The sequence below is a fragment of the Pseudomonas weihenstephanensis genome (assembly GCF_016812185.1).
GTDB classification, from domain to species: Bacteria; Pseudomonadota; Gammaproteobacteria; order Pseudomonadales; family Pseudomonadaceae; genus Aquipseudomonas; species Aquipseudomonas weihenstephanensis.
Window position 1 is genome coordinate 450,964 of sequence record NZ_JAAEBV010000003.1, and the last position, 24,810, is coordinate 475,773.

25 protein-coding genes are annotated in these 24,810 nt (G+C 54.5%); 13 read left to right on the plus strand and 12 right to left on the minus strand.

Annotated elements, in window-relative coordinates; genetic code table 11:
• Positions 1-47 precede the first annotated feature (47 nt).
• Genes GYN01_RS12910 through GYN01_RS12920 form a run of 3 tightly spaced genes read left to right on the plus strand, consistent with a single transcriptional unit; the run spans position 48 to position 5,818 of the window.
• A complete protein-coding gene (locus GYN01_RS12910) occupies positions 48-3,263 on the plus strand; it encodes an efflux RND transporter permease subunit (protein ID WP_203307253.1) in 3,216 nt (1,071 codons plus the stop codon).
• Complete coding sequence (locus tag GYN01_RS12915) at positions 3,256-4,419, plus strand: efflux RND transporter periplasmic adaptor subunit (RefSeq protein WP_203307254.1); 1,164 nt, start codon at positions 3,256-3,258, stop codon at positions 4,417-4,419. The genes GYN01_RS12910 and GYN01_RS12915 overlap by 8 nt, the downstream gene beginning before the upstream one ends.
• Entirely contained in the window at positions 4,403-5,818 is a 1,416-nt protein-coding gene (locus tag GYN01_RS12920) for an efflux transporter outer membrane subunit (protein WP_203307255.1), read from the plus strand. The genes GYN01_RS12915 and GYN01_RS12920 overlap by 17 nt, the downstream gene beginning before the upstream one ends.
• 104 nt (positions 5,819-5,922) lie before the next feature.
• Here GYN01_RS12920 and GYN01_RS12925 read toward each other — a convergent pair whose 3' ends face one another.
• Positions 5,923-6,282: a hypothetical protein gene (locus tag GYN01_RS12925; RefSeq protein WP_048365040.1), complete on the minus strand. Its 360-nt coding sequence runs from the start codon at positions 6,280-6,282 to the stop codon at positions 5,923-5,925.
• Positions 6,283-6,534: 252 nt separating this feature from the next.
• Between GYN01_RS12925 and csrA the strand changes: the two genes are divergently transcribed.
• Together csrA and GYN01_RS12935 are read left to right on the plus strand one after the other, a co-directional pair.
• Entirely contained in the window at positions 6,535-6,726 is a 192-nt protein-coding gene (gene csrA / locus GYN01_RS12930; RefSeq protein ID WP_048365041.1) for a carbon storage regulator CsrA, read from the plus strand.
• A 299-nt stretch (positions 6,727-7,025) separates the two neighbouring features.
• Positions 7,026-7,559, plus strand: coding sequence for a DUF1269 domain-containing protein (locus tag GYN01_RS12935; protein WP_048365114.1), 534 nt, complete (start codon positions 7,026-7,028; stop codon positions 7,557-7,559).
• A gap of 74 nt (positions 7,560-7,633) precedes the next feature.
• Here the strand turns inward: GYN01_RS12935 and GYN01_RS12940 are convergent, their stop codons facing one another.
• On the minus strand, positions 7,634-8,050 hold the full coding sequence (locus GYN01_RS12940) for an Ivy family c-type lysozyme inhibitor (RefSeq protein WP_048365042.1): 417 nt from the start codon (positions 8,048-8,050) through the stop codon (positions 7,634-7,636).
• A 63-nt stretch (positions 8,051-8,113) separates the two neighbouring features.
• Positions 8,114-8,434 (minus strand): YbjQ family protein, encoded by a 321-nt coding sequence (locus GYN01_RS12945; RefSeq protein ID WP_048365043.1) that lies wholly within the window; start codon positions 8,432-8,434, stop codon positions 8,114-8,116.
• Between the two features lie 286 nt (positions 8,435-8,720).
• On the opposite strand from GYN01_RS12945, the gene ppnN reads away from it, so the two are divergent.
• Complete coding sequence (gene ppnN / locus GYN01_RS12950) at positions 8,721-10,094, plus strand: nucleotide 5'-monophosphate nucleosidase PpnN (RefSeq protein ID WP_048365044.1); 1,374 nt, start codon at positions 8,721-8,723, stop codon at positions 10,092-10,094.
• Between the two features lie 77 nt (positions 10,095-10,171).
• Here ppnN and GYN01_RS12955 read toward each other — a convergent pair whose 3' ends face one another.
• Both GYN01_RS12955 and GYN01_RS12960 read right to left on the minus strand, forming a co-directional pair.
• Positions 10,172-10,705, minus strand: a complete 534-nt coding sequence (locus tag GYN01_RS12955; RefSeq protein ID WP_048401810.1) for a DUF3087 family protein — start codon at positions 10,703-10,705, stop codon at positions 10,172-10,174.
• A 133-nt stretch (positions 10,706-10,838) separates the two neighbouring features.
• Complete coding sequence (locus GYN01_RS12960) at positions 10,839-11,522, minus strand: glycoside hydrolase family 19 protein (protein WP_048365046.1); 684 nt, start codon at positions 11,520-11,522, stop codon at positions 10,839-10,841.
• Between the two features lie 236 nt (positions 11,523-11,758).
• On the opposite strand from GYN01_RS12960, the gene GYN01_RS12965 reads away from it, so the two are divergent.
• Positions 11,759-12,010, plus strand: coding sequence for a hypothetical protein (locus GYN01_RS12965; protein WP_048401808.1), 252 nt, complete (start codon positions 11,759-11,761; stop codon positions 12,008-12,010).
• 211 nt (positions 12,011-12,221) lie between these two features.
• Here the strand turns inward: GYN01_RS12965 and GYN01_RS12970 are convergent, their stop codons facing one another.
• Entirely contained in the window at positions 12,222-12,692 is a 471-nt protein-coding gene (locus GYN01_RS12970; RefSeq protein ID WP_048401806.1) for an Lrp/AsnC family transcriptional regulator, read from the minus strand.
• A 124-nt stretch (positions 12,693-12,816) separates the two neighbouring features.
• On the opposite strand from GYN01_RS12970, the gene GYN01_RS12975 reads away from it, so the two are divergent.
• Positions 12,817-14,016 carry a methionine gamma-lyase gene (locus tag GYN01_RS12975; RefSeq protein ID WP_048401803.1) on the plus strand — a complete coding sequence of 400 codons (1,200 nt, stop codon included), beginning with the start codon at positions 12,817-12,819 and terminating at the stop codon, positions 14,014-14,016.
• 331 nt (positions 14,017-14,347) lie between these two features.
• Here GYN01_RS12975 and GYN01_RS12980 read toward each other — a convergent pair whose 3' ends face one another.
• Positions 14,348-15,274 carry a LysR family transcriptional regulator gene (locus tag GYN01_RS12980; RefSeq protein ID WP_048401801.1) on the minus strand — a complete coding sequence of 309 codons (927 nt, stop codon included), beginning with the start codon at positions 15,272-15,274 and terminating at the stop codon, positions 14,348-14,350.
• 309 nt (positions 15,275-15,583) lie between these two features.
• Here GYN01_RS12980 and GYN01_RS12985 point away from each other — a divergent pair, with 309 nt between their 5' ends.
• Genes GYN01_RS12985 through pcp form a run of 3 tightly spaced genes read left to right on the plus strand, consistent with a single transcriptional unit; the run spans position 15,584 to position 17,917 of the window.
• Positions 15,584-16,315, plus strand: coding sequence for a DUF969 domain-containing protein (locus GYN01_RS12985; protein WP_048401799.1), 732 nt, complete (start codon positions 15,584-15,586; stop codon positions 16,313-16,315).
• On the plus strand, positions 16,312-17,262 hold the full coding sequence (locus tag GYN01_RS12990; RefSeq protein WP_203307256.1) for a DUF979 domain-containing protein: 951 nt from the start codon (positions 16,312-16,314) through the stop codon (positions 17,260-17,262). The genes GYN01_RS12985 and GYN01_RS12990 overlap by 4 nt, the downstream gene beginning before the upstream one ends.
• Before the next feature lie 7 nt (positions 17,263-17,269).
• Positions 17,270-17,917, plus strand: coding sequence for a pyroglutamyl-peptidase I (pcp, locus tag GYN01_RS12995; RefSeq protein ID WP_048401795.1), 648 nt, complete (start codon positions 17,270-17,272; stop codon positions 17,915-17,917).
• Positions 17,918-17,951: 34 nt separating this feature from the next.
• Here pcp and GYN01_RS13000 read toward each other — a convergent pair whose 3' ends face one another.
• Entirely contained in the window at positions 17,952-19,037 is a 1,086-nt protein-coding gene (locus GYN01_RS13000; RefSeq protein WP_048401793.1) for a linear amide C-N hydrolase, read from the minus strand.
• A gap of 449 nt (positions 19,038-19,486) precedes the next feature.
• On the opposite strand from GYN01_RS13000, the gene GYN01_RS13005 reads away from it, so the two are divergent.
• The gene (locus GYN01_RS13005) at positions 19,487-20,425 is read left to right on the plus strand and encodes a hypothetical protein (RefSeq protein WP_203307257.1); all 939 of its coding nucleotides are present in this window, start codon (positions 19,487-19,489) and stop codon (positions 20,423-20,425) included.
• A gap of 116 nt (positions 20,426-20,541) precedes the next feature.
• Here the strand turns inward: GYN01_RS13005 and GYN01_RS13010 are convergent, their stop codons facing one another.
• Positions 20,542-20,817 carry a hypothetical protein gene (locus tag GYN01_RS13010; protein WP_048401787.1) on the minus strand — a complete coding sequence of 92 codons (276 nt, stop codon included), beginning with the start codon at positions 20,815-20,817 and terminating at the stop codon, positions 20,542-20,544.
• Between the two features lie 614 nt (positions 20,818-21,431).
• Between GYN01_RS13010 and GYN01_RS13015 the strand changes: the two genes are divergently transcribed.
• Complete coding sequence (locus tag GYN01_RS13015; RefSeq protein ID WP_082149395.1) at positions 21,432-21,803, plus strand: dihydrofolate reductase family protein; 372 nt, start codon at positions 21,432-21,434, stop codon at positions 21,801-21,803.
• A 174-nt stretch (positions 21,804-21,977) separates the two neighbouring features.
• Here GYN01_RS13015 and GYN01_RS13020 read toward each other — a convergent pair whose 3' ends face one another.
• The 3 genes from GYN01_RS13020 to GYN01_RS13030 are packed head-to-tail and all read right to left on the minus strand — an operon-like array spanning position 21,978 to position 24,750.
• Positions 21,978-23,006, minus strand: coding sequence for an alpha/beta hydrolase (locus GYN01_RS13020; RefSeq protein ID WP_048365056.1), 1,029 nt, complete (start codon positions 23,004-23,006; stop codon positions 21,978-21,980).
• A 25-nt stretch (positions 23,007-23,031) separates the two neighbouring features.
• Positions 23,032-23,535: a cyclophilin-like fold protein gene (locus GYN01_RS13025; protein WP_082149394.1), complete on the minus strand. Its 504-nt coding sequence runs from the start codon at positions 23,533-23,535 to the stop codon at positions 23,032-23,034.
• 27 nt (positions 23,536-23,562) lie between these two features.
• Positions 23,563-24,750, minus strand: coding sequence for an MFS transporter (locus GYN01_RS13030; RefSeq protein ID WP_203307302.1), 1,188 nt, complete (start codon positions 24,748-24,750; stop codon positions 23,563-23,565).
• Positions 24,751-24,810: the final 60 nt, after the last annotated feature.

A 24,810-nucleotide genomic window follows, 5' to 3' on the forward strand; every position in this document is an offset into this window, starting at 1 on the left:
CAGCAAGACTGCCGGGGTTTGCAATTCCACTCCTCGGAGGTTCAGGCATGCTCGGGCTGGTAAAGACCGCACTGCACAAGCCCTACACGTTTATCGTGTTGGCGATTTTCATCTGCATCATTGGGCCGTTGGCCGCCGTGCGTACGCCCACGGATGTGTTCCCGGACATTGGCATTCCCGTGGTCGCTGTGGTGTGGCAGTACACCGGCCTGGCGCCCGCCGACATGGCGGGCCGGGTCATTTACACCTATGAGCGCTCGCTCAGCACCACGGTCAATGACATCGAGCACATCGAGTCGCAGTCGTTGCCCGGCATGGGCATCGTGAAAATTTTCTTTCAGCCTGGGGTCGATATTCGTACCGCCAACGCGCAAGTGACAGCCGTGTCACAAACCGTACTCAAACAAATGCCGCCCGGCATTACGCCCCCGCTGATTCTCAATTACAGCGCCTCGACCGTCCCGATATTACAGTTGGCCTTCTCCAGCCCTACGCTCTCCGAAGCGCATATTCGCGACTTGGTACAGAACAACATCCGCCTGCCCCTGAGCGCCCTGCCCGGCCTCGCCATGCCGACGCCGATGGGGGGTAAGCAGCGCCAGATCACCCTTGACCTTGATCCGCAAGCGCTGGCAGCCAAAGGGCTGTCGGCACAAGATGTGGGCAATGCGCTGGCGGCGCAAAACCAGATCATCCCGGTAGGGACCGTCAAGCTGGGCACCTATGAATACACGGTGATGCTCAACAACAGCCCCAAAGCCATCGACGAACTCAACGCGTTGCCGATCAAAACGGTAAATGGCGCACTGATCACCATTGGCCAAGTGGCGCACGTGCGTGATGGTTCGCCGCCACAAACCAATATCGTGCGCGTGGATGGTCATCGCGCCGTGCTGATGCCGGCCTTGAAAAACGGCAACATTTCGACACTTTCCATTGTCGATGGCATTCGCGCGATGTTGCCGCGCATCAATGAAACCCTGCCGCCCTCGCTCAAGACCACGCTGTTGGGCGACGCTTCGGTGTTCGTTAAACAGTCGGTGGGCAGCGTGGCGCAAGAAGGCATCATTGCCGCGTTATTGACCAGCGCAATGATTCTGCTGTTTCTCGGCAGTTGGCGTTCGACGCTGATTATTGCGGTGTCGATCCCGTTGGCGGTGCTCTCGGCGATTGCCCTGCTGGCCCTCAGTGGCCAGACCCTGAACGTCATGACCCTCGGCGGGCTGGCATTGGCGGTGGGGATTTTGGTCGATGATGCGACGGTGACTATCGAGAACATCAACTGGCATCTGGAGCAAGGCAAGTCGGTGCGCGAGGCGATTCTCGATGGTGCCAAACAAATCGTCGGGCCCGCCTTTGTCTCGTTGCTGTGCATCTGCATCGTGTTTGTGCCGATGTTCATGCTGCAAGGCATTGCCGGATACTTGTTCCGTCCAATGGCCCTGGCGGTCATTTTCGCGATGGGCAGCTCTTTTATTCTGTCGCGCACGCTGGTGCCGACCCTGGCGATGTTTCTGCTCAAACCCCACGTGCCGGAACAAGGCGCTGGGCAGCATCCGGAAGATGGCTACATCAACCATCACGAGGGCGATCAGCACAGCAAAAAGCATTCGGCACCGGTGCAGGCGCTGTTGAATTTCCAGCAAGGTTTCGAGCGCCGTTTTTCGGCGGTGCGTGATGCTTATTACGCTGTGCTGGAGCTGACACTGGCCCATCGCAAACGCTTTTTGCTGGGGTTCATGGCTTGTGTGCTGTCCTCGTTTGCGCTGCTGCCAAGCTTGGGTCAGGACTTTTTCCCCGCCACCGATGCGGGCGCATTGGCCTTGCATGTGCGCTTGCCGCTGGGTACGCGCATCGAAGAAAGCGCTGCCGCCTTCGACCGGATCGAATCGCGGATTCGCGAAATCATCCCGGCTGATCAACTGGACAGCATCATCGATAACATCGGGATTCCGTTGAGCGGTATCGACATGGCCTACAGCAGCAGCGGCACCATCGGCCCGCAGGATGGCGATATTCAGGTCACCCTCAAGGCCGATCACAGCCCGACAGCCGATTACGTGAAGCGCTTGCGTGAAGCCCTGCCCGAAAGCTTCCCCGGCAGCCAGTTCGCCTTTATGCCTGCGGATATCAGTAGCCAGATTCTTAACTTTGGCTCACCCGCCCCGCTTGACGTGAAAATCTCCGGGCGCGACGCCGCCGCCAACCGGGCGTATGCGCTGGCGTTGCAGCGCCGCTTGCAACATGTGCCGGGAATTGCCGACCTGCGTATCCAACAGTCGGTGGGTTACCCGTCGTTGCAGGTCAATGTGGATCGTCAGCGCGCCAATGGCCTGGGCATTACCGAGCGTGATGTAACCAATAGCATGGTCGCGTCGCTGGCCGGCAGCTCTCAAGTTGCGCCAACCTTCTGGCTCAACCCGCAAAACGGCGTGTCTTACGGCGTAGTGGCAGCCACGCCGCAATATCGTCTGGACAGCATGCCTGCCCTGGAAGCGCTGCCAGTGACGGGCAGTAATGGCCAGTCACAAGTTCTCGGCGGGCTGGCCACGATCAGCCGCGTGCAAAGCCCGGCGGTGATCACCCACTACAACATTCAGCCGACGCTGGACCTGTACGCCAACATTCAGGGCCGCGACCTGGGATCAGTGGCCGCTGATGTGCAAAAGGTCATTGATGGCGCCGCCGACCTGCGCCCCAAAGGCGCGATCATCAGTTTGCATGGACAAATCGATGCCTTGCACGAGGCGTTCAGCGGCCTGAGCTTTGGTTTGCTTGGCGCCGTGGTGCTGATTTACCTGCTGATCGTGGTCAACTTCCAGTCCTGGGTCGACCCGTTTGTGATCATCACGGCGCTGCCTGCCGCCCTGGCCGGGATTGTGTGGATGCTGTTCTTGAGTGGCACCTCGCTGTCGGTCCCGGCCTTGACCGGTGCCATCTTGTGCATGGGGGTGGCCACGGCCAACTCGATTCTGGTGGTGAGCTTCTGTCGCGAACGTCTGGCCGAGCATGGCGACGCGCTCAAGGCCGCGCTTGAAGCGGGCTACACACGCTTTCGGCCGGTGTGCATGACCGCATTGGCAATGATGATCGGGATGTTGCCGCTGGCCCTCTCCGAAGAACAAAACGCCCCGCTGGGACGCGCCGTGATTGGCGGTCTGATGCTGGCCACCGTCGCCACCCTGCTGTTCGTGCCCGTGGTGTTCAGCCTGGTGCACGGGCGCAACGAACCCCGCGCTGCTGGAGAAACACCCCATGTCTAATCAAACACCGTCACGCAAGCGCTTAATGGTACTGGGTATCGGCGGCCTCTCGCTGGCCGCCTTGCTGGTGGCTAACGGGCTGGCTGCTCGCAGCCGCCATGAACAGGCGGTGGTTCACTGGACTGAAGCGGCCGCGTTGCCCGTGGTAAGTGTGTTTGAACCGCTGCAAAACGCGCACGGCGACACGCTGCGTTTGCCCGCTCATTTGGAGGCGTGGAGCAAGGCGCCGATTCATGCACGGGTGAGCGGCTATCTGCAAAGCTGGCAAACCGACATTGGCAGCAAGGTGAAAGCCGGTCAGGTATTGGCCCTGATCGACAGCCCTGATCTGGACCAGCAACTGGCGCAGGCCCGCGCCCATAAGGCGCAGGAGCAAGCCAACGCCTCACTGGCGGCGACCACCGCCACACGCTGGCAAAACCTGTTGGCTTCGCACTCGGTGTCGCGTCAGGAGGCCGACGAGAAACTATCGAATGCCGCCGCGGCCAAAGCCAATGCGCAGGCAGCCCAGGCCGATTACGCACGTCTTTTGACACTGGAAGCCTACAAAACCATCCGTGCGCCTTTCGCTGGCACCATCACCGCGCGCAATACCGACATTGGCCAGTTGATCAAAGCTGACACCGACAGCGACACGCAGCTGTTTGACATCGCCGACACCCACCAACTGCGCCTTTACGTGCCGGTGCCGCAAAACTACGCCAGTGTGGTCCGCCAGGGGATGCATGTGCAGCTCAGTGTCCCGGAGCACCCGGGCCAAACCTTCAGCGCCAGGTTGATCGGTAACTCAACCTCGATTGATCGGCGTTCGGGCACGCTGATGGCACAGTTTGTCGTGCTCAATCCTGATGATGCGCTGATGCCCGGCGATTACGCCGAAGCCGTGTTATCGATCCCGGCCGATACCCACGGCGTCAGTATTGCGGCCAGCGCCCTGATCTTTCGCGCCCAAGGCACTCAGGTCGCCCTCCTCGACAGCGCCCACCATGTGCATTTGCAAAGCATCCACATTGGCCTGGATTTAGGCGATCGGCTGGTCATTGATCAAGGGCTCAAACCTGCTGACACCGTCATCGACAACCCGCCTGACGCCCTGCGCGAGGGTGATGCGGTGAAACTCGCGGACACAGGAGCCTCCCATGCAGCCAAGGCTTAAATGTGCGTTATTGCTGCTGGTTACGGCGCTACAGGGCTGCTCGTTGGCACCGGCTTATACAGCCCCCTTAATCGACCTGCCCGCGCATTACCGCGAACACAACAGCGACGGCCCGTGGCACAGCGCGCAGCCCGCCGATCATGTGCCCGAGCAATGGTGGCAGGCGTACCAGGACCCGCGGTTGAACACACTGCAACAGCAACTACTCACGGCCAACCCGGACCTTGCAGCGGCGCTGGCGCACGTGGAGGCCTCACAGGCTTACGCCAGCCAGTTGCATGCCGGGTTGTTCCCGCAATTAACCGCCAGCGCTCAACCCCTTCGTCAGCGTCAATCAGACAACCGCCCACTACGCGGGACGACTCAACCCTCGGTGTACAACAGCATGACGGCCGGGTTTGCACTCAATGTTGATCTCGATCTGTGGGGCAAAATCCGCAATCAGGTGGCAGCAGGCGATGCTCAGGCGCAGGCCTCGGCTGATGATCTGGCGGTGGCGCGCCTGAGTCTCCAGCGCCAATTGGCCATCCTCTACGTCCAGCTCGACGGGTTGGATGCGCAACAGCAGATTCTGACCTGCTCTCTGGACGATTACCGCCAGGCCTTACAGCTGACCCGCGACCGCTATCAGGGCCAGATAGCGTCTGAACTTGATCTGACGCGCGCCCAAAGCCAACTGGCGCAGGCGCGGGCGCAACTGGACGATGTACGTGGGCAGCGTAATCTGGCCGAACATGCGATCGGCGAACTGGTGGGCCAAGCCGCAAGCGACTTCCACCTGGCCGCCAGCGAAGGCAGCCTCAATATGCCCACGCAACCTGCCACTCTGCCCAGTACGTTGTTACAGCGCCGACCTGATATTGCGGCAGCTGAGCGCCGGGTGTTTGCGGCCAATGCCGCGATTGGCGTGGCGAAAGCGGCCTGGTACCCGGATTTCAGCTTGAGCGGGCTGATCGGCGGGCAAACCCAAGGCAGCGGCAATATGTTGGCGGCGAGCAATCGCTTTTGGGCGTTGGGGCCTTTGATGAATCTGCCCATTTTTGACGGCGGCCGACTGGATGCACAGGAACGACAGGCCAAAGCTGAATTTGAGGAGGCCAGCGCTCATTACCGCAGCCAGGTGTTGCGCGCCGTGCGTGAAGTCGAAGACAGCCTGGCCCAGTTGCGCGACTTGCATCTGCAAAGCCTTGACGAACAAGCCGCTGCCCATGCCGCTCAACAGACTCAAAGCTTGGCCACCCACAGTTACGAGGCTGGCGCCGTGAATTATCTGGATGTAGTGACCGCACAAACGGCTGCATTGCAGGCACAACGCCAGGTACAAACACTGCGTACCCGGCAATTGCAGGCCAGCGTGCAGTTGCTGACATCGCTGGGCGGTGGGTGGGGAACCCTGTGACAGTGGAGGCTGCTCCCAGCGCTTGCACGCAAAAATAATGCTCCAAACCCCTCCAATAGCGCCGGTTGGCGCTACGCTTAGGCAGCTAACGCCGCTTTGACTGCTTAATGGGCCGGTTTGCCAGGGGGCAGTTCAATCACTGCGGCTTCAAGATTATCGAGCTTGGTGGTTAGCCGCGTCAGCTTCTCTTGGGCCTGTTCTTGCGTGTTGAACGGGCCCAACAGCACATGCTGAACACCTTCATCCACATAAATATAAGAGCTGAAACCATGCTCAAGCAGTCTTGCCGTCAGGTCACTGAGCGCCTGAGTTTTACCCAATTTCACTTCAACCGCCCATTGGGCAATGGGCGCTTGAACCGTCGATGTTTCAGAAGCAGCTTTAGCCCGTTGAATTTTATCGTTAGACTCCTGACCGCAAGCCGTCAAGGCCAATATTGCTGTCATCACGATGACTTTACGCACTGCGTTTCCCCTATCTGTTTGAGTGGGTCGATTTTATCACTGGGGCAGCGGCCTTTGCTCTCCTTGAACAAATCCAATCCGCCCTTATCTAAGGCTCATACACGAGAGTTTCCCTCGCACAGGGAATTAACCCTGTGGCTATGACGTCTGTAATGAGCGGCGCATTTATATGCACTTAGCAGTATTCTGTAGCCATGACCGAAGCCGCACCGTCTCAGAGACGTGCCTTACAAAGCCATCAAGGAGAAAAAAATGCTGATACTCACCCGCAAAGTTGGTGAAAGCATAAACATCGGTGACGATATTACGATCACTATTTTAGGTGTCAGCGGCCAACAGGTCCGGATCGGCATCAATGCACCGAAAGATGTCGCCGTCCACCGTGAAGAAATCTACCAGCGCATTCAGGCCGGTTTGACAGCATCAGACAAGAACGACCAGTAATAAAACTCCGAGGTATCAGCCCTTGGAGTGAGCGTAAGGGCTGCTCAGCCAGCCCTCCTCTTATTGATTGTGCTTGCTGGCAAACACCCTAACCCCCCAGTTCCCCCTCCCCTGCGACAAACTGAACCGCCGATCGACTTGACGGTTTCAATGTCTGCGACCACGCTCATTGCTCGCAGCGTCTGTACTCAACCTGACTCGCTGTGTAACAAGGTGTTAATTATGCAGTCACGCCTTGAGGCCAACTTTTGTGTTCAGCCCTTTGCGGGCTTGAACTGTACAGTCAAGGGATGAAAGACATGTCTGATTTGATCGTAGTGGGATTTGACGATACCGAGAAAGCTGACCGCGCCTTGACCAAGATGGTGTCACTGAGCAAAGAGCATTTGGTCGAACTGGAAGACGCCGTCATTGTTGTACGTAACGAAGAAGGCAAGGTTCATATCAAGCAGAGCGTCAATTTGACCGCACTGGGCGCGACCTCGGGCCTGGTTACAGGGGGGCTTTGGGGGGCGCTGGTGGGACTGTTGTTTCTCAACCCGCTGGCAGGCTTTGCCATCGGCGGTGCCTTGGGTGCTGGCACCGGCGCACTGTCAGGATCGTTGAGCGATTACGGGATTGACGACGACTTCATCAAGTCGCTGAGCGAAACCATCCCGAACAACTCCTCGGCTTTGTTCGTGTTATTGCGTAAATTTCAGCCAGAAAAAGTCTTGAAAGAACTTGAAGACTCAAACTTCAAAGGCAAAGTATTGCGCACCTCCTTGTCGCCCGAGCAAGAACAAAAGCTTCAGGATGCACTGTCCAAAACTGACCTGAACAAATCGGTTTAAGCCTGCCCTGTAAGGGCTTGCAGAGCACACGACAGTCGACCGCCTTCGGGGCGGTCGAGCTTTTTAACAACACCTCAATCCGTTGGATTGTTGTCTGCAAAAGATTTTTTCAGCAGCTTTTTGATCGTTTCATCCGGCATGCCAAGGTATTGCTGGTCAAACGCCTCGGCATTCTCTGCGCGGACTGACAATAGACCCCACGCGTGTTTTGCGTCAGGGCTGAACACCACATTGAGTTGGTTGTCTGCGCAGTCATGAGGTTTGCACATCTGGCCAACCGTGTAGGTTTTACCGTCCACCACCACCTTTTCAACCGGTGCCGCCGTACCCTGCCCCGTGCTCACCCAATCGGGATATGCCAACATGCCTGCATAAGCTTTTTTGTAAGGCGCCTGGGTCGTCAAGTCCGGTAACCGGCTTTCAGCAGACACACCAGCCACGAAACCCGCCAGCGCCAAACCCAACACCACGCGGCTTAATAATTGACTCATCGAGAACGCTCCTTTTGATAAAAAACACCACTTCTTGATGATTGCGATCGGCTCAGCCGAGCCTCAGTTCAATCGCACGGCAGTACCCGTTGCAAATACCACCAACATGCCACCACGCCCTGACGGCATGCTGATTTCAAAATTCACCCCAACGACGGCATCCGCGCGCAACGCACCCGCCCGCTCACGAATTTCAGCCGTCACCTCGGCACGTGCCTCTTTAAGCGCGCGCTCCAGTGTTTGCGAGCGCCCACCAAAAAAGTCGCGCATGCCGGTGAAAAAATCCCGCACAAAATTAATGCCGTGAACCGACTCGGCACTGACCACACCCAGATAGTCAGTAATCTGGCGACCTTCAATACGGTTGGTCGTGGTAATAATCATTAAAACTTCCTTATGACACTCGAGGTCAAACACCTGCCCTCACTGAGCGGCAGGTTACCTCAGACAGAGCCGCGGCGATTGAGTTCACCTGTGTCCAATTGCACCGCTCTGCTCTTATGAGTCTGCGATGTTACTGTAGTGCCCGGCCGGTGATTAGCGACCTTTAAGTCAGGATCTCCACCCATCGCCGCAAGAATTCAAACCTCTTGCACTTAAGATGCACCCGGCTGATATGAATGTTCTCGCTGCATCAGGTAATTTTTCGACCCGCTCAAGGAAGTCATCCATGGTCCAAAGACACGTCATCAATGCTTCGGTCAGCCCCAAAGGCAGCCTGGAGACTTTATCGCAACGTGAAGTGCAACAACTGAGTGAAGTCGGCTCAGGCAGCAGTTACACACTGTTCCGTCAATGCGTGCTGGCCATCCTCAATACCGGGGCCCACGTCGACAATGCCAAAACCATCCTTGAAGCCTACAAAGACTTCGACGTACGCATCCATCAACAAGACCGGGGAGTACGCCTTGAGTTGCTCAATGCGCCCGCCGATGCGTTTGTTGATGGTGAAATGATCGCCAGCACACGTGAAATGCTGTTCAGCGCCTTGCGCGACATTGTTTACACCCAAAGTGGGCTGGACAGCCCGCGCATGGACCTGAGCCACTCAGCCGGCATCACCGACTACGTGTTCCACCTGCTGCGCAATGCGCGCACCTTACGCCCTGGGGTCGAGCCCAAAATCGTGGTGTGCTGGGGTGGCCACTCGATCAACACCGAAGAGTACAAGTACACCAAAAAGGTCGGACACGAGCTGGGGTTGCGCCTTCTCGACATCTGCACCGGTTGCGGGCCAGGCGTCATGAAGGGGCCGATGAAAGGCGCAACGATTTCCCACGCCAAGCAACGCTTAACTGGCGGGCGCTACTTGGGGCTGACCGAGCCTGGCATCATTGCCGCTGAAGCCCCAAACCCTATCGTCAACGAGCTGGTGATTTTGCCTGACATCGAAAAACGCCTTGAAGCGTTTGTACGGGTCGGTCACGGCATCATCATCTTTCCTGGCGGCGCAGGTACGGCCGAAGAGTTTCTGTATTTGCTCGGAATCTTGATGCATCCGGACAACCGCGACATACCGTTCCCGGTGATTTTGACCGGCCCTAAAGAAGCCGAGCCGTACCTGCAACAACTGCATGAATTTGTCGGCGCTACGCTGGGGGCAACCGCACAGACGCATTACCAGATCATCATCGACAATCCGGCCGAAGTGGCCCGCCATATGACCACAGGGCTCAAGGCCGTCAAACAGTTCCGTCGCGAACGCAATGACGCCTTCCACTTCAATTGGCTGTTGAAAATTGACGAAGGTTTTCAGCGCCCGTTCGATCCCACGCACGCCAACATGGCCAGCCTGCAACTGCGCCGCGACTTGCCGCCCCACGAACTGGCGATTAATTTGCGTCAAGCGTTCTCCGGGATTGTGGCCGGTAACGTAAAAGAGAAAGGCATTCATCTGATCGAGCAGCACGGTCCCTACGAGATCCACGGCGACGCCGCCGTGATGAAACCGCTGGATAAACTGCTACAAGCGTTTGTCGAACAACACCGCATGAAGCTGCCAGGTGGCGCAGCGTATGTACCGTGTTATCGGGTGGTGAGCTAACCCTCAGCCCCTGCGGGCTTGCCAGGTAAGAGGCGTACTACATACAGCGCCTCCACTGCCTGGCTGGCCATTCACACTCACTTCATGGGGGTGAAGTTTTTTACCGCCTCAAGCCAGGCAGGGTCCAGACGAGTCTGTTCGGTTTCAATGCCCAACGCTTGCAACCGCGTTTTATGCAAATCGATCTCCTTGACCATCTGGCTCAACGCACTGGAATTAGCGTCCAGTTGGTACATTTGGGTAATTCCCAAGTGATAAAACCGTAACAGCTTCAGGGCGCTGACATCCCCTGCCATTACGCCGGCCGTCACGTAATGCATGACATTGGTTACCCGCATCAAGCTGCGCTTGAGCTGCCAGCCGTACACCGCCTGCGCCATCCACGGCTGTGACCAAAACACATAGCGCACCAGCACGATGGTCACGATCAATGCCGCAATCACCCCCGCCAGGTTCAAGCGAAAATTATCCCCTCCAGGCTCACCCGCCACCATCACCGCCACACCGGACACCAACAGCGCCAGCAACGCAAAAATCAGCGCGATATACAGCGTACTGCGTCGGGTTTGCTGACGATAAACGTCCGGGCTCATCGGTTTTATTTCAAACATCACGGCTATATGGCTCCTGCAAAGTGAGTGAGATGCCCGGCATTATGGCCTGATAAAGGCACTTTGCCTTCAACCTCTCGCACGTATCCGCGCCAATGTCTCAATTTGCTCCGTCTTCGCCCGATAACGCCTGCTAAGCAGTGCCTAACAAGCCCAGCGCCTGCTGATACAACGCGACGCGCTGCGCGTGACCATTGAGCCCGCCATTAACCGCTTTGGTCACCTGCTCGAAATCATCACCGTCTGCCAGAACGTTTATATTGCGCGAATGCCAATACCACCCCGCCGACTCAACGGCCCAGCGCCATTGCTCCAATAAGTGTGGCGTTGCGATCAGTCGCTCATCGCAAAACAAACCCAGGCTGCACTGTCGATAATTCAGTTTGCCGGTCATTTGAATCAGCCCTCTGCCGCGATACAGCCAGCCCTCTCCTGAGGCTTCGGTGCCATTACCCAGACGGTCGCTGTAAACCCTGTTGGCAATGGCTTCAGGCCTGCGGTGCAGCTTTTGCGCTTCACTGTTGGGGACTCGACGTGCACGACCACCCTCCATGACAGTGATGTACTGACCGGCTGAATTCTTTTCAGCGAATCGCGAGCCCCATGTAGCGGCGAGACCTGCCGCACTGTAGTTGAGATTCTCTAGAAGCAGTGTAAAACCGGCACTTTCATGACCCACCTGCGCTAGAAAAGCCGCTAAACGACGAGGAGTACTGATCAAGCGCTGAGCCGTCACTGCTTGTACAGCGGGTAAATATTCATCTATGAACGGCATACTTTTCGGGAACAACTGCAACATGACTTCACGGGTCAACATAAGACCACCTCTTAATTATTTAAATTAAAAGTGAAGCACTCTATGCCTTTTAGCAGGCGCACATGAACCCTTATTAGACATCCCCTACTTACTTCTTGGACATTACTGACAGTCGCCCCTAACGCCCCTGGACAAAGTTCCTTCCAGACGTATAAAAACTTAAGCCTTAACATGCCTCGCGTGCCCACTCAGCGTGGGTCAATTAAACGCAGCCATCCCCAAGAAGGAACTGGATAATGGCCAGTCCACAGCTTGATAAGATGTGTATCGACGTGCACTTCATTAATACGTCAGGCCAGTCCCTTGACTTTATTTCATCTCCACACAATGCTTTTGCAGGTTCATTTACACCCAGGCTAAGTGACAGCGACCTTGAGGTTCGCGTAGATGCCGTCCAATTTCAGGCAGCCCCGCACTTGCGAGGCGACATATTAATCGACGATGACGTCAAGAAATCAATTTTCGAGCCCGCTTTTCTTACGCCCTGAATGAACACATCATCCATTTCGAAACGCGCTTTTCTTACGCCTATGAAAACGGCTGTACGACCAATCACCCAAAATAAATTAATACTGGGACCCCAGTATTAAGTGCCCCCCATCATCGAACAGGCGATGCAGTTCAAGCATCACCCGGCGCACACCGAACAACCCATACAGTTACAAGGTCGACTTCTTGATCGAATACATACCGTTGGCCTCAGCGGGCAATAGGTATAACACGCAGGGGCTTTACAGACTTGAATGAAAAACTTGAATAAATCTCTTTGACTGCGGGTAATGCTTGCAACACTTCCCGAGTAAACTCCCCGAATGACTCAAGGTCCTTGGCCACTACTTCCAATAAAAAATCATAACGGCCCGAGACGTTGTGACACGCAATAATTTCCGGAATACCCAATAAGCACTGTTCAAAATTTCTGGCCATGTCCTGCGAATGCGAAGCCATCATCACACTGACAAACGCCGTGACACCGTAGCCCAATTCCTTGGGTGAAAGAATCGCTTGATAACCCGTAATCAGGCCTTGCTCTTCAAGATGCTTCACGCGTCTCCAGCAAGGTGATGTCGTCAGTGAAACCCTCTCTGCCAGCTCCGCCACGGTTAAGCGTGCATTACTTTGCAGGGCGGCGAGTAAGGCCTTGTCGGTTCTATCCAGGGCGCTGGGCATGCTTTGCCTCTAAACATCATCGTGGCTGGCTTTTGTTCCAATAATGCTCAAATCGTTACGTCAATTTGGAATTTATACCGTTGAATTTGAGCATAGCATTGTAGGAAATATCGGAGAGTCCAGCATGAACGACAAAAAAAATGAGTTCGGCTTTTCTACAAGAGCGATCCATCACGGTTACAACGCGCTTGAGAATAACGGTGCCCTGATACCTCCCATTTATCTCACTTCCACCTTCGCCTTTGCGTCCACCGAATATGGTGCCGCCTGTTTTGCCGGGCAAGAAAGCGGGCATTTTTATACGCGCATCTCCAACCCTACGCTGGCCCTGCTCGAATCGCGGTTGGCCACACTGGAAAATGGCGAGGCAGGCGTAGCGTTCAGCTCAGGGATGGGCGCTATTGCCACTACGTTCTGGACATTACTCAGGCCCGGTGACGAACTGATCGTGAGCCGCACACTGTATGGCTGCACGTTCGCCCTGCTGCATCACGGCATTGGTGAGTTCGGGATCAACGTCAAACACGTCGATATGGCAAACCTGGTGGAACTTGAAGCTGCAATCACCCCATCAACCCGCATGATCTATTTTGAAACACCCGCCAATCCGAATATGCAACTGGTGGATATCGCTGCGGTATCAAGCCTTGCACACAGCCATCCCGACATCACCGTCGTCATCGACAATACATACTGCACGCCGTACTTGCAGCGCCCGCTGGAAATGGGGGCCGATATTGTCGTGCACTCGGCCACCAAATACCTGAGCGGGCACAGCGACATCACCGCCGGCATTGTCGTCGCACGCCAAGAGCTGGCTAATCGCATTCACCTGCAAGGGTTAAAGGACCTGACCGGTGCGGTGCTGTCACCCCACGATGCTTATCTACTGATGCGCGGACTCAAGACCCTGGCATTGCGCATGGATCGCCATTGCAGCAGTGCTCAACTGATTGCGCAGTATCTGGAGAACCACCCGGCTGTCGAGTCAGTGTTTTACCCCGGGCTACCTTCATTCGCGCAATATGCATTGGCCTCGCGCCAAATGAAAAAACCCGGCGGGATGATTGCTTTCGAACTCAAGGGGGGGTTAGAGGCTGGCCGCCGCTTCATGAATGCGCTACAGCTGATCAGCCGCGCTGTCAGCTTGGGCGGTGCTGAATCGCTGGCGCAGCACCCCGCGAGCATGACGCACTCGGCTTACACGCAAGAAGAACGCGCCCGGCACGACATTTCTGAAGGCTTGGTGCGATTGGCAATCGGTCTGGAGGATGTTGAGGACTTACTGGCTGATATTGATCAGGCCATGGAGCGTTGTACATAAAGCGGCTCAGGTCTTAAAACAGAAAAGGCCGCTGTGTAAACAGCTGGCCTCTTGTCTTCTGGTCATCAACCCGGGGGAATGGTCGCGAGAATACCGATACCAATGGTTAACACCAGAAAACCGCCCAAAAACCAACCCATCTTAGCCATATCAGTGCCTACCGTAAGTGTGTCGTAAACCAGAAACCGAGCCAGAACTGACGACCTGCCTGCATCGTTCAAGGTCCAAAGCTCATTTGACCTATCAGAACTGGGTGTAATTTTCTGCCGATTGTGAGCTGCAATACAGGCGCAGGTAAGCCATAAAAATACGGATCAGATGGATCTCTGTACTACTCGGCCGCGTCTGGGAGTAAAAAATGGCCCGCTGAGGCCGTACGTTGATACTCCGCCACCACGCTTCTGGCCAAGTTAACCACCGCTTCGTTTAACTCCAGACCCGCCCCCGCGCGCCAACTGACATACACCGCAAAGCCGGGCGCTGGCTTTATCGGTAAGGCGATCATAGCTGCACTTTGCAGTTCCCGACTTACCAACACAGGGGGCAACACGCCTATCCCGAAGCCATCGGCAACCAGCTTGATGATGGCTGCCACCGAGTTGATGCAACTGATACGTGGTGCCGAGATGCCCTGCTGATGCAAATAATTGAGCACATCCTGATGCGGCCGTGACAGCCGGGAAAATGTCAACAATCGCTCTTGGCAGAGATCCCCCAAACCTTCATAAGGACGGTCCAACGCAGTGCCCTTTGCCACCACCCAACTCAAGGGGTAGCTGGCAAGGTGCACATTACGCACGCCATCCGCGCGTAATAAGTCAGTCTGGAAAATCAGATCCAACTGTCCTTTGAGCAGCTGCTCACTCAGATTCAGAGCCGTATCAGCGGTTAACTCCACTTCAACGAGCGGATAGTCCTGACTCAGGGCATTGATGAGTTCACTCAACCAACTGTGAATTACCGTGTCCATCACACCGATGCGTAATCGCCCCGAATACGTATCCGCTTTACCTAATGACTGAAGCAGGCGCTGTTGGGTCGCGAGCATTTCTTCGGCATAACCCAGCACGTTATGTCCCTCGCGCGTCAGGCTTACGCCTCGCGAATCACGCTGGAACAACTGCACCCCCAGTTCGCTTTCAAGCACTGATATCCGGCTGGAGATAGCCGCCTGAGTGCTTGAAAGCTTCTCCGCTGTCAGTCGAAAACTGCCTAGCCGCGCCACCCACACAAATGTCAGAAGAAATCGCATATTCATGCAGGCTTATCCGTTCACTCTAAACAAGGCCGCCACTGTAAACCCTTGTAACAAGCTCAAGCCAGCGTGAAGAAGTGAGTGTTTCAGCAAACTTTATTGTTCAGTGGTGACAACTTTTTTTGACTGGACGCCGTATTTAAAGCAACCAAAGATATCGCCCAATGACGTTCTGATACCGAGCGTCAACAATAAAAAAAACGCTGAGTCCGGCAGCGTATCAATGTTGCGAAAGTGAGCCAGACCGCTTTCGACTTGCTCGCGTCCAGCCTGCCCTGGCGCTGCGGCAACCAGTCAAGGGATTCACCCCCCATGCAAACCGTCGTCAATCTCTGGCCCTTATTGGGCGTGCTTGTCATCGTCGTAGGCTTCGTACTGCGCTTCAATCCATTATTAGTCGTAAGCTTGGCGGCGATAGTGACCGGCCTGGCTGCAAATTTCCCTCTTGAAAAAATCATCTCCCTGATGGGCGAAGGTTTTCTTGAGACCCGCGCCCTGCAATTGATTCTGCTACTCCCCTTGGCTGTGATTGGCTTGCTGGAGCGTCATGGACTGCGCTTGCACGCACAAAACTGGATCGCCAAATTTCAACGGGCCACCGTTGGCCGCTTGCTGATCATGTACCTGTTCGTACGCGAGACGACGGCAGCCGTGGGCCTCACCAGCCTGGGCGGCCACCCGCAAATGGTGCGCCCGCTGTTGGCGCCTATGGCAGAAGGCGCTGCAGAAAACACATTCGGCAAACTGCCAGAAGCGTTACGCCATAAAGTGCTGGCGATGTGTGCTGCCACCGATAACGTGGGTCTGTTCTTTGGCGAAGACGTATTTGTAGCGTTTGGCGCAATTGCGTTGATGCACACCTTCCTACTGGGTGCAGGGCTGGACGTAGAACCCTTGCACATCGCCTTCTGGGGAATTCCCACTGCCATTTGCGCGTTTATAGTGCATGCCCTGCGCCTTTATCGTTTCGATTTAATACTCACGCGCAAGATGACTGACCTCCAAACGCTCCCCGAGCCTGTGTCGCAGGAGGCCGCGCAATGATCATTTCCATTGAGTATTTCTACTGGCTGGCAGGCTTACTGCTGCTGATTACTGCTGGCATGATTGCCTCTGACCGAACCCACCCAAAACGCTGGACCAGCAGTCTTTTTTGGTTGCTATTTGCCATCGCTTTTTTGATGGGTGATCGCTTGTCGCCGTTTGTGATCGGGGTTGGCGTACTGGTCATGGCGGTCATCGCAGGTATTGGCGGCGTAGGTCGCGGCACCCACGCGGAACTGCACGTCAAGGCAGCCCGGGCGAGCGCAGGCCGCTTAGGCCACAAATTGTTCATCCCGGCCTTGTCGATTCCATTGGTCACAGTGATCGGCTCAGTACTGCTCAAAAACATACAAATTGCGGGCGTTCCTCTGCTGGACCCAAAAAACACGACGTTCGTTTCCTTGGGCCTCGGTTGCATCGTCGCGCTGATTCTCGCTTGCCTCCTGACCCGCGATACGCCCCTGCAAAGCCTGCGCGAATCCCGTCGTCTGACCGAAGCGCTCGGCTGGACCATGGTGCTGCCGCAAATGTTGGCCATGTTGGGCCTGTTATTTAACGACGCGGGTGTGGGCACGGCCGTCGCACATGTCGCAACTTCCTACATCAATATGGATTACCGTCTGATTGCCGTGATGGTGTACGTCCTGGGCATGGCGCTGTTCACTGTCATCATGGGTAATGGTTTTGCAGCATTCCCGGTGATGACCGGCGGCGTCGGCGTACCGGTATTAGTCGGCATCTACGATGCCAACCCCGCTGTCATGGCTGCGATCGGTATGTTCTCTGGCTACTGCGGCACACTGATGACGCCGATGGCGGCTAACTTCAATGTCGTGCCGGTGGCCCTGCTTGAGCTACCGGACAAATACGCCGTGATCAAGGCGCAAATGCCTACGGCTTTGCTGATGCTGGTGGTTAATATCGTCCTGCTTTATCTGCTGATGTGAGGCGTTTATGCGTACCGTGCTGCTGACAGGTTTTGAACCGTTCGATCAAGACACCCTCAATCCCTCCTGGGAAGCCGTACGCCTGCTGGATGAGACGCTGATAAACGAGGACGTCCGTATTATTGCCCGTCAGTTGCCCTGCGTGTTTTCGCAGGCACCTGCACACTTGCACGCATTGATTGAGAGGTTTACTCCGCATATGGTCCTTGCCGTGGGGCTGGGGCCGGGGCGCTCTGATATTGCTCTGGAGCGGGTGGCCATTAACCTGATCGACGCCAGAATCCCCGACAACCTGGGTGAGCAGCCAATCGATATCCCCGTCGCGGCTGAAGGTCCCACAGCCTACTTCAGCACCCTGCCGATCAAAGCGATGGTCGCTGCACTCAGGGTAGCCGGCATTCCAGCCACGGTTTCGCATACAGCCGGTACATTCGTCTGCAATCAGGTGTTTTACAGCCTGCAACATTCGCTGGCAGGTTCAACGGTGCGAAGTGGTTTCATGCATGTCCCGCTGCTCACTGAGCAAGTTGCCTTGGCGGCATCAGCGCAATCTTCAATGAGCCTGGACACCTTGGTAAAAGCCCTGCGCGTGGCGGTATCAGCCGCACTGAATACTCTGCACGATGTGCGAGAAACAGGCGGCCAACTGTGCTGACTGAAAGCCCACGCGGATGGCAGACCAAGACTCATCAACGAATCAAGGCAACCCGTCGTGATTCTTCGCCTGAAAATATGAAAGGCGCCGCCGGCTCAAAGTGGCTGGACACTTCACCGGAATAAACCGTGCTCTGATTAGGCCCAAGATCAAGCTTTTTCACTTTGCCTGTTGCCTGGCTCAAATCCAGCTTTTTAAGGTCTACCCAAAATGTATTCGGCGTGATGGCAGACTCAAAAAAATACAGGCTCTGCTTATGGTCAATGACAGACCGCCAGCGTGTGGACGAAATGTTGGGCTCGCCGGGCGTTGTCAGGCCATAGGGTACCGATACGTTGCGTATCACGCTAAATACACTGGCCAGGGATAATTGCGGGGTTTGGGATTTAGGCACGGCATTGACATAAAAAGAGGCGCGAGCGAAACGATCAGGCGAGCGATTCGTGCCAGGGAGCATTTCTGTACCATTAATCCCCTGCCAATAAGCATTCATCTCCAATTGTTTTTCAAACGCAGGCGAGTTGGTCATGACCTGATAAGCACGGTCATGGTGGATCACTTGCTTACCCTCTATGTACTCGATAATCGCACTGTCGCCTGAGGCATCAGACATTGAAAGATGCAAGGTTGCCAAACGCTCCTCGTTAGGCACGTTGATAGGCATCACATTGAAGGGTTCACTTTTGAGTGCCGTTACCGCTTCTGCAACCGTTTTGAAATTATCCAACACGTATTGAGCCCACGCAGAGACACTCAGCCTGGCTTTATTTTTATCGAAAGCGGGATATTGCGATTCGACCAACCATAACAGGTTGGCCGACAGGCCCGCTTCATTGACCCCGTCCGTCGTAGAAATGTCATAGCCCGACGCTATAACGCTGCCGTATTTGGACGTCCATGTGACTGAGTTAGCCCCCGCTGCACCATGACGCTGCATGCCCTTGGGGAAGACCCACAGATTGGTTTCCACATCATTTGCCCAGTCCATCGAGCGTGCGGTTATTACCTGTTGGTTGTCCCCCAGGTACACCAAACGTGTGCAAGCATGAGCTACCGGCAGTGCTGAGCAGAAACCGGCCAACATCAAAACAAGTCCTTGAGTCGTGCGCAATAGTTTCATTCCGTTGAATTCCTTAGCCATACAAATATCGATTTGTCAGCGCCACAACCGAACCCGGCTTGGCCCACACGATGGTCAAATTCGAACTGACCCTGAATGACGACACTATAAAAAAAGCGACGCCGTAATAGTAATACCATTTGTTTCGACCATTAAACACATCGGTTATTTCGACCTGCAAAATAACTAAAATCTGTCCTCTCAGCTAAATTAATGCGCAAAGCGCCTCCCAAGGTACTTAGGCGACATTATCAACCCGCGAACAAGCTTGGATTCTAGCCACCCCCCTTTAAAAATCAATACCGCCTATCGAATCCTAACTATTTCAAAAAAAAGACATATCACCTTTACAGGCTAAAAAAACGAGCTACGTTATTGTTTGCCAAGGAATGGCGTGCGGCTCGCTATTGGGCCTTGGCACTCAAGCCTACTAACAAGGATGCTATGACATGGGAATGAATAACAGTGTTAAAAAGCTCTTGGAACAGAGCAAGCAGAATGAAAAACGTCTTGAAGAAATAAAAAAAGAACTCGAAACTCAACAAGCTGAAGCCGGAAAAACTCTGAGAGAAGAGCAAAAAAGTTTTTACGTCAACAACCAGAGAGAGTGGAAGTTTTCAGATTATGTGTACGGTGCAAACTCTGACTTTCAAACGTCAGCCACGTGGAGCCTTGATAATCTCAACGCTATCATCCAACAGATTACCAGTGCCGTCGTAGGCATCCTGGGTCCTGTGGGCAAGCTGCCAGAAGGTGTCGAAACATCCCCTGACGTGGAAAGCATCAACAAGGAGGGTGGCATCACGGATGATATGCGCTTATTGGTTGCATCCAATTGCCTGAACCTGCTGACCGGCATCGTTAACTCGTTCGGCAAATCAAGTAAAGTACAAGTCAGCACAGCCACTAGTTCGATACCGATTGGTCAAGGATTAAGAATATTTGCCTCAGTGTCATGTAACGTTACCCAAGAGCGAGGCTTTTTCAATAACCAGGTCATGAGCAGTTATCGTTACGGCTACGTAGTGAGCTATTCATTGGATGAATTTCTTCAGCAAGCCGAACAAACGCTGGTTGCACAGTACGAAATGACACTCAATGCACTTAATATTGCAGCCAAGGACAACTACAACAGCTTTGTAAAAAAAGAAATCGACCTGCGCCAATACAAGGAGACGGCGGACTTTATTGAAGAAATGACAATCGAAATCATTGAAAAAATAAAAGTGCTCAATCAAAGAGAACGCGCCTCAGACAGAACGCAAACGGTCTATGCAGATCAGATCAAGTTCCTCAAGCACTGCCTGATTGAATACGGGTTTGACGCTGAGGTTTCAACACACATCACCGCGCAAATCAAAAAGCTGTCTCATTTATCAGCGGCTTAAATTACATACACCTGAAGCCGTGCTGCATACCACCCTGACTGCATGGTGCAGTCAGGGTATCTAGCCTCGCGGGGTTATTTAAATTCAGCTTGCACAAAACCAATCACTCATGGCGGCTAGCCTTTTTTAATCCAGTCATAAACGCGCTTCGCAAACGACAAGAAATCCCATGCCAACGCAGCACCCACCACAACCCCGGCAAGGCCTATTTTGAATGCCGTTTGCTGCCAATGAACAGATCGGTCGAAAATCAAATAGGCGAGCCTGTAAAAACTCACGTCATGAAATGATTCATAAGTGACTACAAATGCGACTAAACAGAGCGCCGAAGAAAAACAAAAAACGACAAAACCTAATCTGCTTGCAGGACTTTCAAATTTTTTAACGCTCATGCGCGGCGTATCCGTGGCGGGTAGGCGCGCATTCAACCAATCCCGGCCTGCAAAAAGCAAGCACAAGTACGCTGCGCGCCGCCAACTAAACACCCTCCGACAACCCTCTCAGCCCACTTCCTGAACCTGTAAAGCAGCCTATCGCCTGATGATGACGAAGCACTGTCGAAAAAAGGATTGGACACTTTGAGGTGGGAGCTGACTTGGCGCTTTAAGGTGAAAGTTTTCCCAAACACAGACAACAAAAAAGGGCCCACCTTTCGGTGAGCCCTTCTAGACCGCCCAGCAGAGCGGATTTTGTTTGGTAGGCGCGATTGGACTCGAACCAACGACCCCTACCATGTCAAGGTGATCAAATACGGTCGCTAAACGCATGATTTCTATAGGCTTTTTTCGATTCAATCACAGCCTAAATTCGCTGAATCCGCCTATATAAATCAATAACCTAGCGTTGTATTTTCATACAGTCGTCAGGCTTAACTCTGAGGTATCACGGCTGCAGGTAAGAGGCGGATTTGCATTCCGATATGAAATTCAAGCGGGCCGTGGCCTGTAGCTCTTCTTCCGGCGTCCTGCCGACAAATTCATCCCATCTGTATCACAAAATCATCTGAATGTTGTCGGCACACGCCTGCCCTGAATGGCCCTATGAGAACACACGAGTCGTGGTGCTCTCACAGGGGGAGGTCACGCTACCACCAAAACTGCGAGGCAATGTCGATGTGTTAGCGGGCGATCCGGTACTTATCGTGGCGCAGCTTGCGCCTCAAGGTCTGAAGCATCTCTATATAGACGGAGGTCAGACCATCCAGTCTTTCCTCGCTGCGGGATTGATCAACGAGATCACTGTCACGCGTATTCCAGTTTTGTTGGGCCAAGGAATTCCATTGTTCAGCCAGTTGGGTGAGGAGCGTAATTTATGTCTGATTGACTCATCAGCGTGTGATAACGGATTTGTACAAAGTCGTTATCAAGTGCTCGCATAGACTTGCTGATTGCGGTCTTTCGTTTAGATCCACGGTAAATGGCTGATGTGTTGAATATGACTCTGGGGCAGCTTCTGACCGTTTTCCGCCGATCACGGCAGGCCGCAGTCGGCCAGAAGTGGACGCGAAACAAACACTGTTTAAGCCGAAGTTGTTAATTCGATCTCACTATCATCACTTCAAATTACTCTGAAAAAAGCTCGCCAGTTTGTCAAAAGGAATGAGGTCTACGCGATCATAAAGGTCAACATGGCCAGCGCCAGGAATGATGACGAGCTCCTTGGGTTGACCCGCAAGTTTGTAAGCTTCTTCGCTGAACTCTCTGGAGTGGGCATCGGCTCCGACAATGAATAGCATCGGACGAGGTGAAATCGTCTCAATGTCATTGAACGGGTAGAAGTTCATGAATTTGATGTTGCTGGTCAACGTCGGGTGTGTGGTCAACGCTTTGGACGAGCTCGCTGGCGTGTATTCGCCTCGTGGCGTGCGATAGAAATCATAGAACTCTCGCTGGATCGGGTGAGTATTTTCGTCCAGTTGGTGCACCGTGCCACTGGTGTAGAGGGTTTCACCGCCCGTGAATTCTACATACCGCTGCTGTGCGGCCTGCGTGATGATCTCTTTGCGTTGCTCAAGCGTCTGTCCATGCTTCAAGCCATTACGATTGGCTGCGCCCATGTCGTACATGCTGACCGTTGCGATGGCTTTCATACGTGGATCGATCTTAGCCGCGCTGATAACAAAGCTGCCGCTCCCGCAAATTCCGAGTGCGCCTATCCGCTCTTTATCGATAAAAGGCCGGGTGCCGAGAAAGTCCATCGCTGCGCTGAAGTCCTCGGCATAAATATCCGGCGATACTGCATTGCGTGGCAGCCCCTCGCTTTCGCCCCAGAATGAAAGATCCAGGGATAGTGTTACGAAGCCGTTTTCTGCCATTTTCGTGGCGTACAAATTAGCGCTTTGCTCCTTGACTGCACCCATCGGGTGGCCAACAACAATCGCAGGGCTTTTGGTGTTGGCGTCGAGGTTTTTGGGGATAAAGAGATTACCTGACACGTTCATTTGGTACTGGTTTTTGAAATTGACCTTTTGCACGGTCACTTTGTCGCTGGTATAGAAGTTATCTGCGTCGTTGGACATATCGGCTCCTATTGCTGAGAGTGAACTGACAAAAAGCGTTAATAAAACAATAAGCTTTTTCATTGGAATCCTTATCGATGCAGAGTAGTCAGTTTTGAGAGAACGTCACTTTCACGGTATGTCGGCCTACCACTTGTGCCAGGTTCGTGTTGTCTTCCACACGTCCAAGGCGGGTGTATGGGTAAGTCGATTTAAAGGTCGAATAGAAAACAACTAGGGTGTCCGCGCCATACAGCATCAGATCACCCGTATGGATTTTCCCCGGTTTGGTCGCATTAGTGGGCAGGGCTTCAGGCAGGCTGGCGTATTTTTCATTACTGTTGAGGTCGCTCATCTCCAGCGTCAGTGGCAGGAGCATGGCAAACGCACGAGCGGCTGCGTTGTCGGCCAAGGTGATGGCGAAGCGTTGTTCGCCGACGGTCATCCACATGGGAGATTTCTCCGTGATCGATGACGCCGACGCGGCATCATTCATTAGGATGTAACTGCCAAGCACGAGTGCTGAATACAGCACGCCAGGCCAACGAAATGGCCGCATGCCCCTGCCTTCGCGCTGCTCGGCATTTGCGGCGGAGTGAATGCTCCCGGTCATAACCCGTCTCCTGGATCGTTGCGTGGTTCAAGCGGTTCGAGAGGGGGTCGCGTGTGACGTTAGTACGGTCACCGCTGCACCCAGCAGCAGCACGATTGCACTAGCGACAAACGCGCTCTGATAGCCGTGACTATCGAACAGCATTCCACCCACGGTTGAACCCAGAGCAATGGACAGTTGAATCACGGCGACCATCAGGCCGCCGCCAGCCTCGGCATTATTTGGCATGGCCTGTGCGATCCAACTCCACCAGCCCACCGGGGCCGCAGTCGCCAACAGCCCCCAAAAGCCCAGCAGCGCAGCAACAACGATGATCGAATGGCCAAAAGGGATCAGTGCCAGAGCGATCAAGGCCATCAAGACCGGAATGACTATCAATGTCTGGAACAGGCTGCGCCTCAGAACGCGTCCGATGATCAGGGTACCGATAAAGCCTGCCGCACCGATCACCAGCAAGATCAACGACAACGTGGATACATCGACGCGCGTTACCGTTTCAAGGAAGGGCCGCAGGTAGGTAAATAGCGCAAACTGCCCCATGAAGAAGGCTCCGCAACCGACCATGCCCAGCGCCACTGATCGATTCTTGAACAGTTTGAACACATTTCCGGCGCCTGGTTTGCGCGGTTCCACCGGCATGGGCGGCAGGCTGATGAGCATCCAGACGAGAGCAATCGCCGCGACGGGTACCACACAGAAAAAAGCCCCGCGCCAGCCAATAATGGAGCCCAGATAACTGCCCAGCGGTGCGGCAATTACGATAGCCAGCGCGTTACCGCCGTTGAAGATGGCCAACGCCTTCGGCACCTGCGGGGCGGGTACCAAGCGCATGGCCGTCGCCGCGGACATCGTCCAGAAACCGCCAATGACCACACCGATGAGCGCACGGCCGACCATGTACGTTTGATAGTCGGGGGCCAGCCCGACGATCAAGCCCGAGACAGCCATCAACCCGGCCAGTGCCAACAACAGCAGCTTGCGATCGAGGGTTCTGGCAAGCCACGAGATCGACAGGCTGGTCAGTACGGCAAATGCCCCGGAAATCGTAATGCCTTGGCCGGCCATCCCTTCGCTAACCTGAAGATCAACGGCCATCGGTGTCAGCAGGCTGACAGGCATGAATTCAGAAGCGATCAGGGCGAAAACACACAGTGTCATTGCAAAGACACCGCTCCAGTAGGCAGGAGCCTCGTTGTTGGTTGAAACAGTGGCCATCGGGACCTTGCGGTTAATCGTATTCATACCGGCAATGGTGACGAACGAATACTCACGCGA

Bases quoted from the DNA above. Each gene is read 5' to 3' on its own strand.
- GYN01_RS12955 (WP_048401810.1), bottom strand. From the start codon at position 10,705: ATGTTTGAAATAAAACCGATGAGCCCGGACGTTTATCGTCAGCAAACC.
- GYN01_RS13010 (WP_048401787.1), bottom strand. From the start codon at position 20,817: ATGAGCGTTAAAAAATTTGAAAGTCCTGCAAGCAGATTAGGTTTTGTC.
- GYN01_RS12970 (WP_048401806.1), bottom strand. From the start codon at position 12,692: ATGCCCAGCGCCCTGGATAGAACCGACAAGGCCTTACTCGCCGCCCTG.
- GYN01_RS13020 (WP_048365056.1), bottom strand. From the start codon at position 23,006: ATGAAAAAGCTTATTGTTTTATTAACGCTTTTTGTCAGTTCACTCTCA.
- csrA (WP_048365041.1), top strand. From the start codon at position 6,535: ATGCTGATACTCACCCGCAAAGTTGGTGAAAGCATAAACATCGGTGAC.
- ppnN (WP_048365044.1), top strand. From the start codon at position 8,721: ATGGTCCAAAGACACGTCATCAATGCTTCGGTCAGCCCCAAAGGCAGC.
- GYN01_RS12910 (WP_203307253.1), top strand. From the start codon at position 48: ATGCTCGGGCTGGTAAAGACCGCACTGCACAAGCCCTACACGTTTATC.
- GYN01_RS12960 (WP_048365046.1), bottom strand. From the start codon at position 11,522: ATGTTGACCCGTGAAGTCATGTTGCAGTTGTTCCCGAAAAGTATGCCG.
- GYN01_RS12985 (WP_048401799.1), top strand. From the start codon at position 15,584: ATGCAAACCGTCGTCAATCTCTGGCCCTTATTGGGCGTGCTTGTCATC.
- GYN01_RS12940 (WP_048365042.1), bottom strand. From the start codon at position 8,050: ATGAGTCAATTATTAAGCCGCGTGGTGTTGGGTTTGGCGCTGGCGGGT.
- GYN01_RS13015 (WP_082149395.1), top strand. From the start codon at position 21,432: ATGTTGTCGGCACACGCCTGCCCTGAATGGCCCTATGAGAACACACGA.
- GYN01_RS12945 (WP_048365043.1), bottom strand. From the start codon at position 8,434: ATGATTATTACCACGACCAACCGTATTGAAGGTCGCCAGATTACTGAC.
- GYN01_RS12975 (WP_048401803.1), top strand. From the start codon at position 12,817: ATGAACGACAAAAAAAATGAGTTCGGCTTTTCTACAAGAGCGATCCAT.
- GYN01_RS12980 (WP_048401801.1), bottom strand. From the start codon at position 15,274: ATGAATATGCGATTTCTTCTGACATTTGTGTGGGTGGCGCGGCTAGGC.
- GYN01_RS13025 (WP_082149394.1), bottom strand. From the start codon at position 23,535: ATGACCGGGAGCATTCACTCCGCCGCAAATGCCGAGCAGCGCGAAGGC.
- GYN01_RS12965 (WP_048401808.1), top strand. From the start codon at position 11,759: ATGGCCAGTCCACAGCTTGATAAGATGTGTATCGACGTGCACTTCATT.
- GYN01_RS12920 (WP_203307255.1), top strand. From the start codon at position 4,403: ATGCAGCCAAGGCTTAAATGTGCGTTATTGCTGCTGGTTACGGCGCTA.
- pcp (WP_048401795.1), top strand. From the start codon at position 17,270: ATGCGTACCGTGCTGCTGACAGGTTTTGAACCGTTCGATCAAGACACC.
- GYN01_RS12915 (WP_203307254.1), top strand. From the start codon at position 3,256: ATGTCTAATCAAACACCGTCACGCAAGCGCTTAATGGTACTGGGTATC.
- GYN01_RS12935 (WP_048365114.1), top strand. From the start codon at position 7,026: ATGTCTGATTTGATCGTAGTGGGATTTGACGATACCGAGAAAGCTGAC.
- GYN01_RS13030 (WP_203307302.1), bottom strand. From the start codon at position 24,750: ATGGCCACTGTTTCAACCAACAACGAGGCTCCTGCCTACTGGAGCGGT.
- GYN01_RS13000 (WP_048401793.1), bottom strand. From the start codon at position 19,037: ATGAAACTATTGCGCACGACTCAAGGACTTGTTTTGATGTTGGCCGGT.
- GYN01_RS12990 (WP_203307256.1), top strand. From the start codon at position 16,312: ATGATCATTTCCATTGAGTATTTCTACTGGCTGGCAGGCTTACTGCTG.
- GYN01_RS13005 (WP_203307257.1), top strand. From the start codon at position 19,487: ATGGGAATGAATAACAGTGTTAAAAAGCTCTTGGAACAGAGCAAGCAG.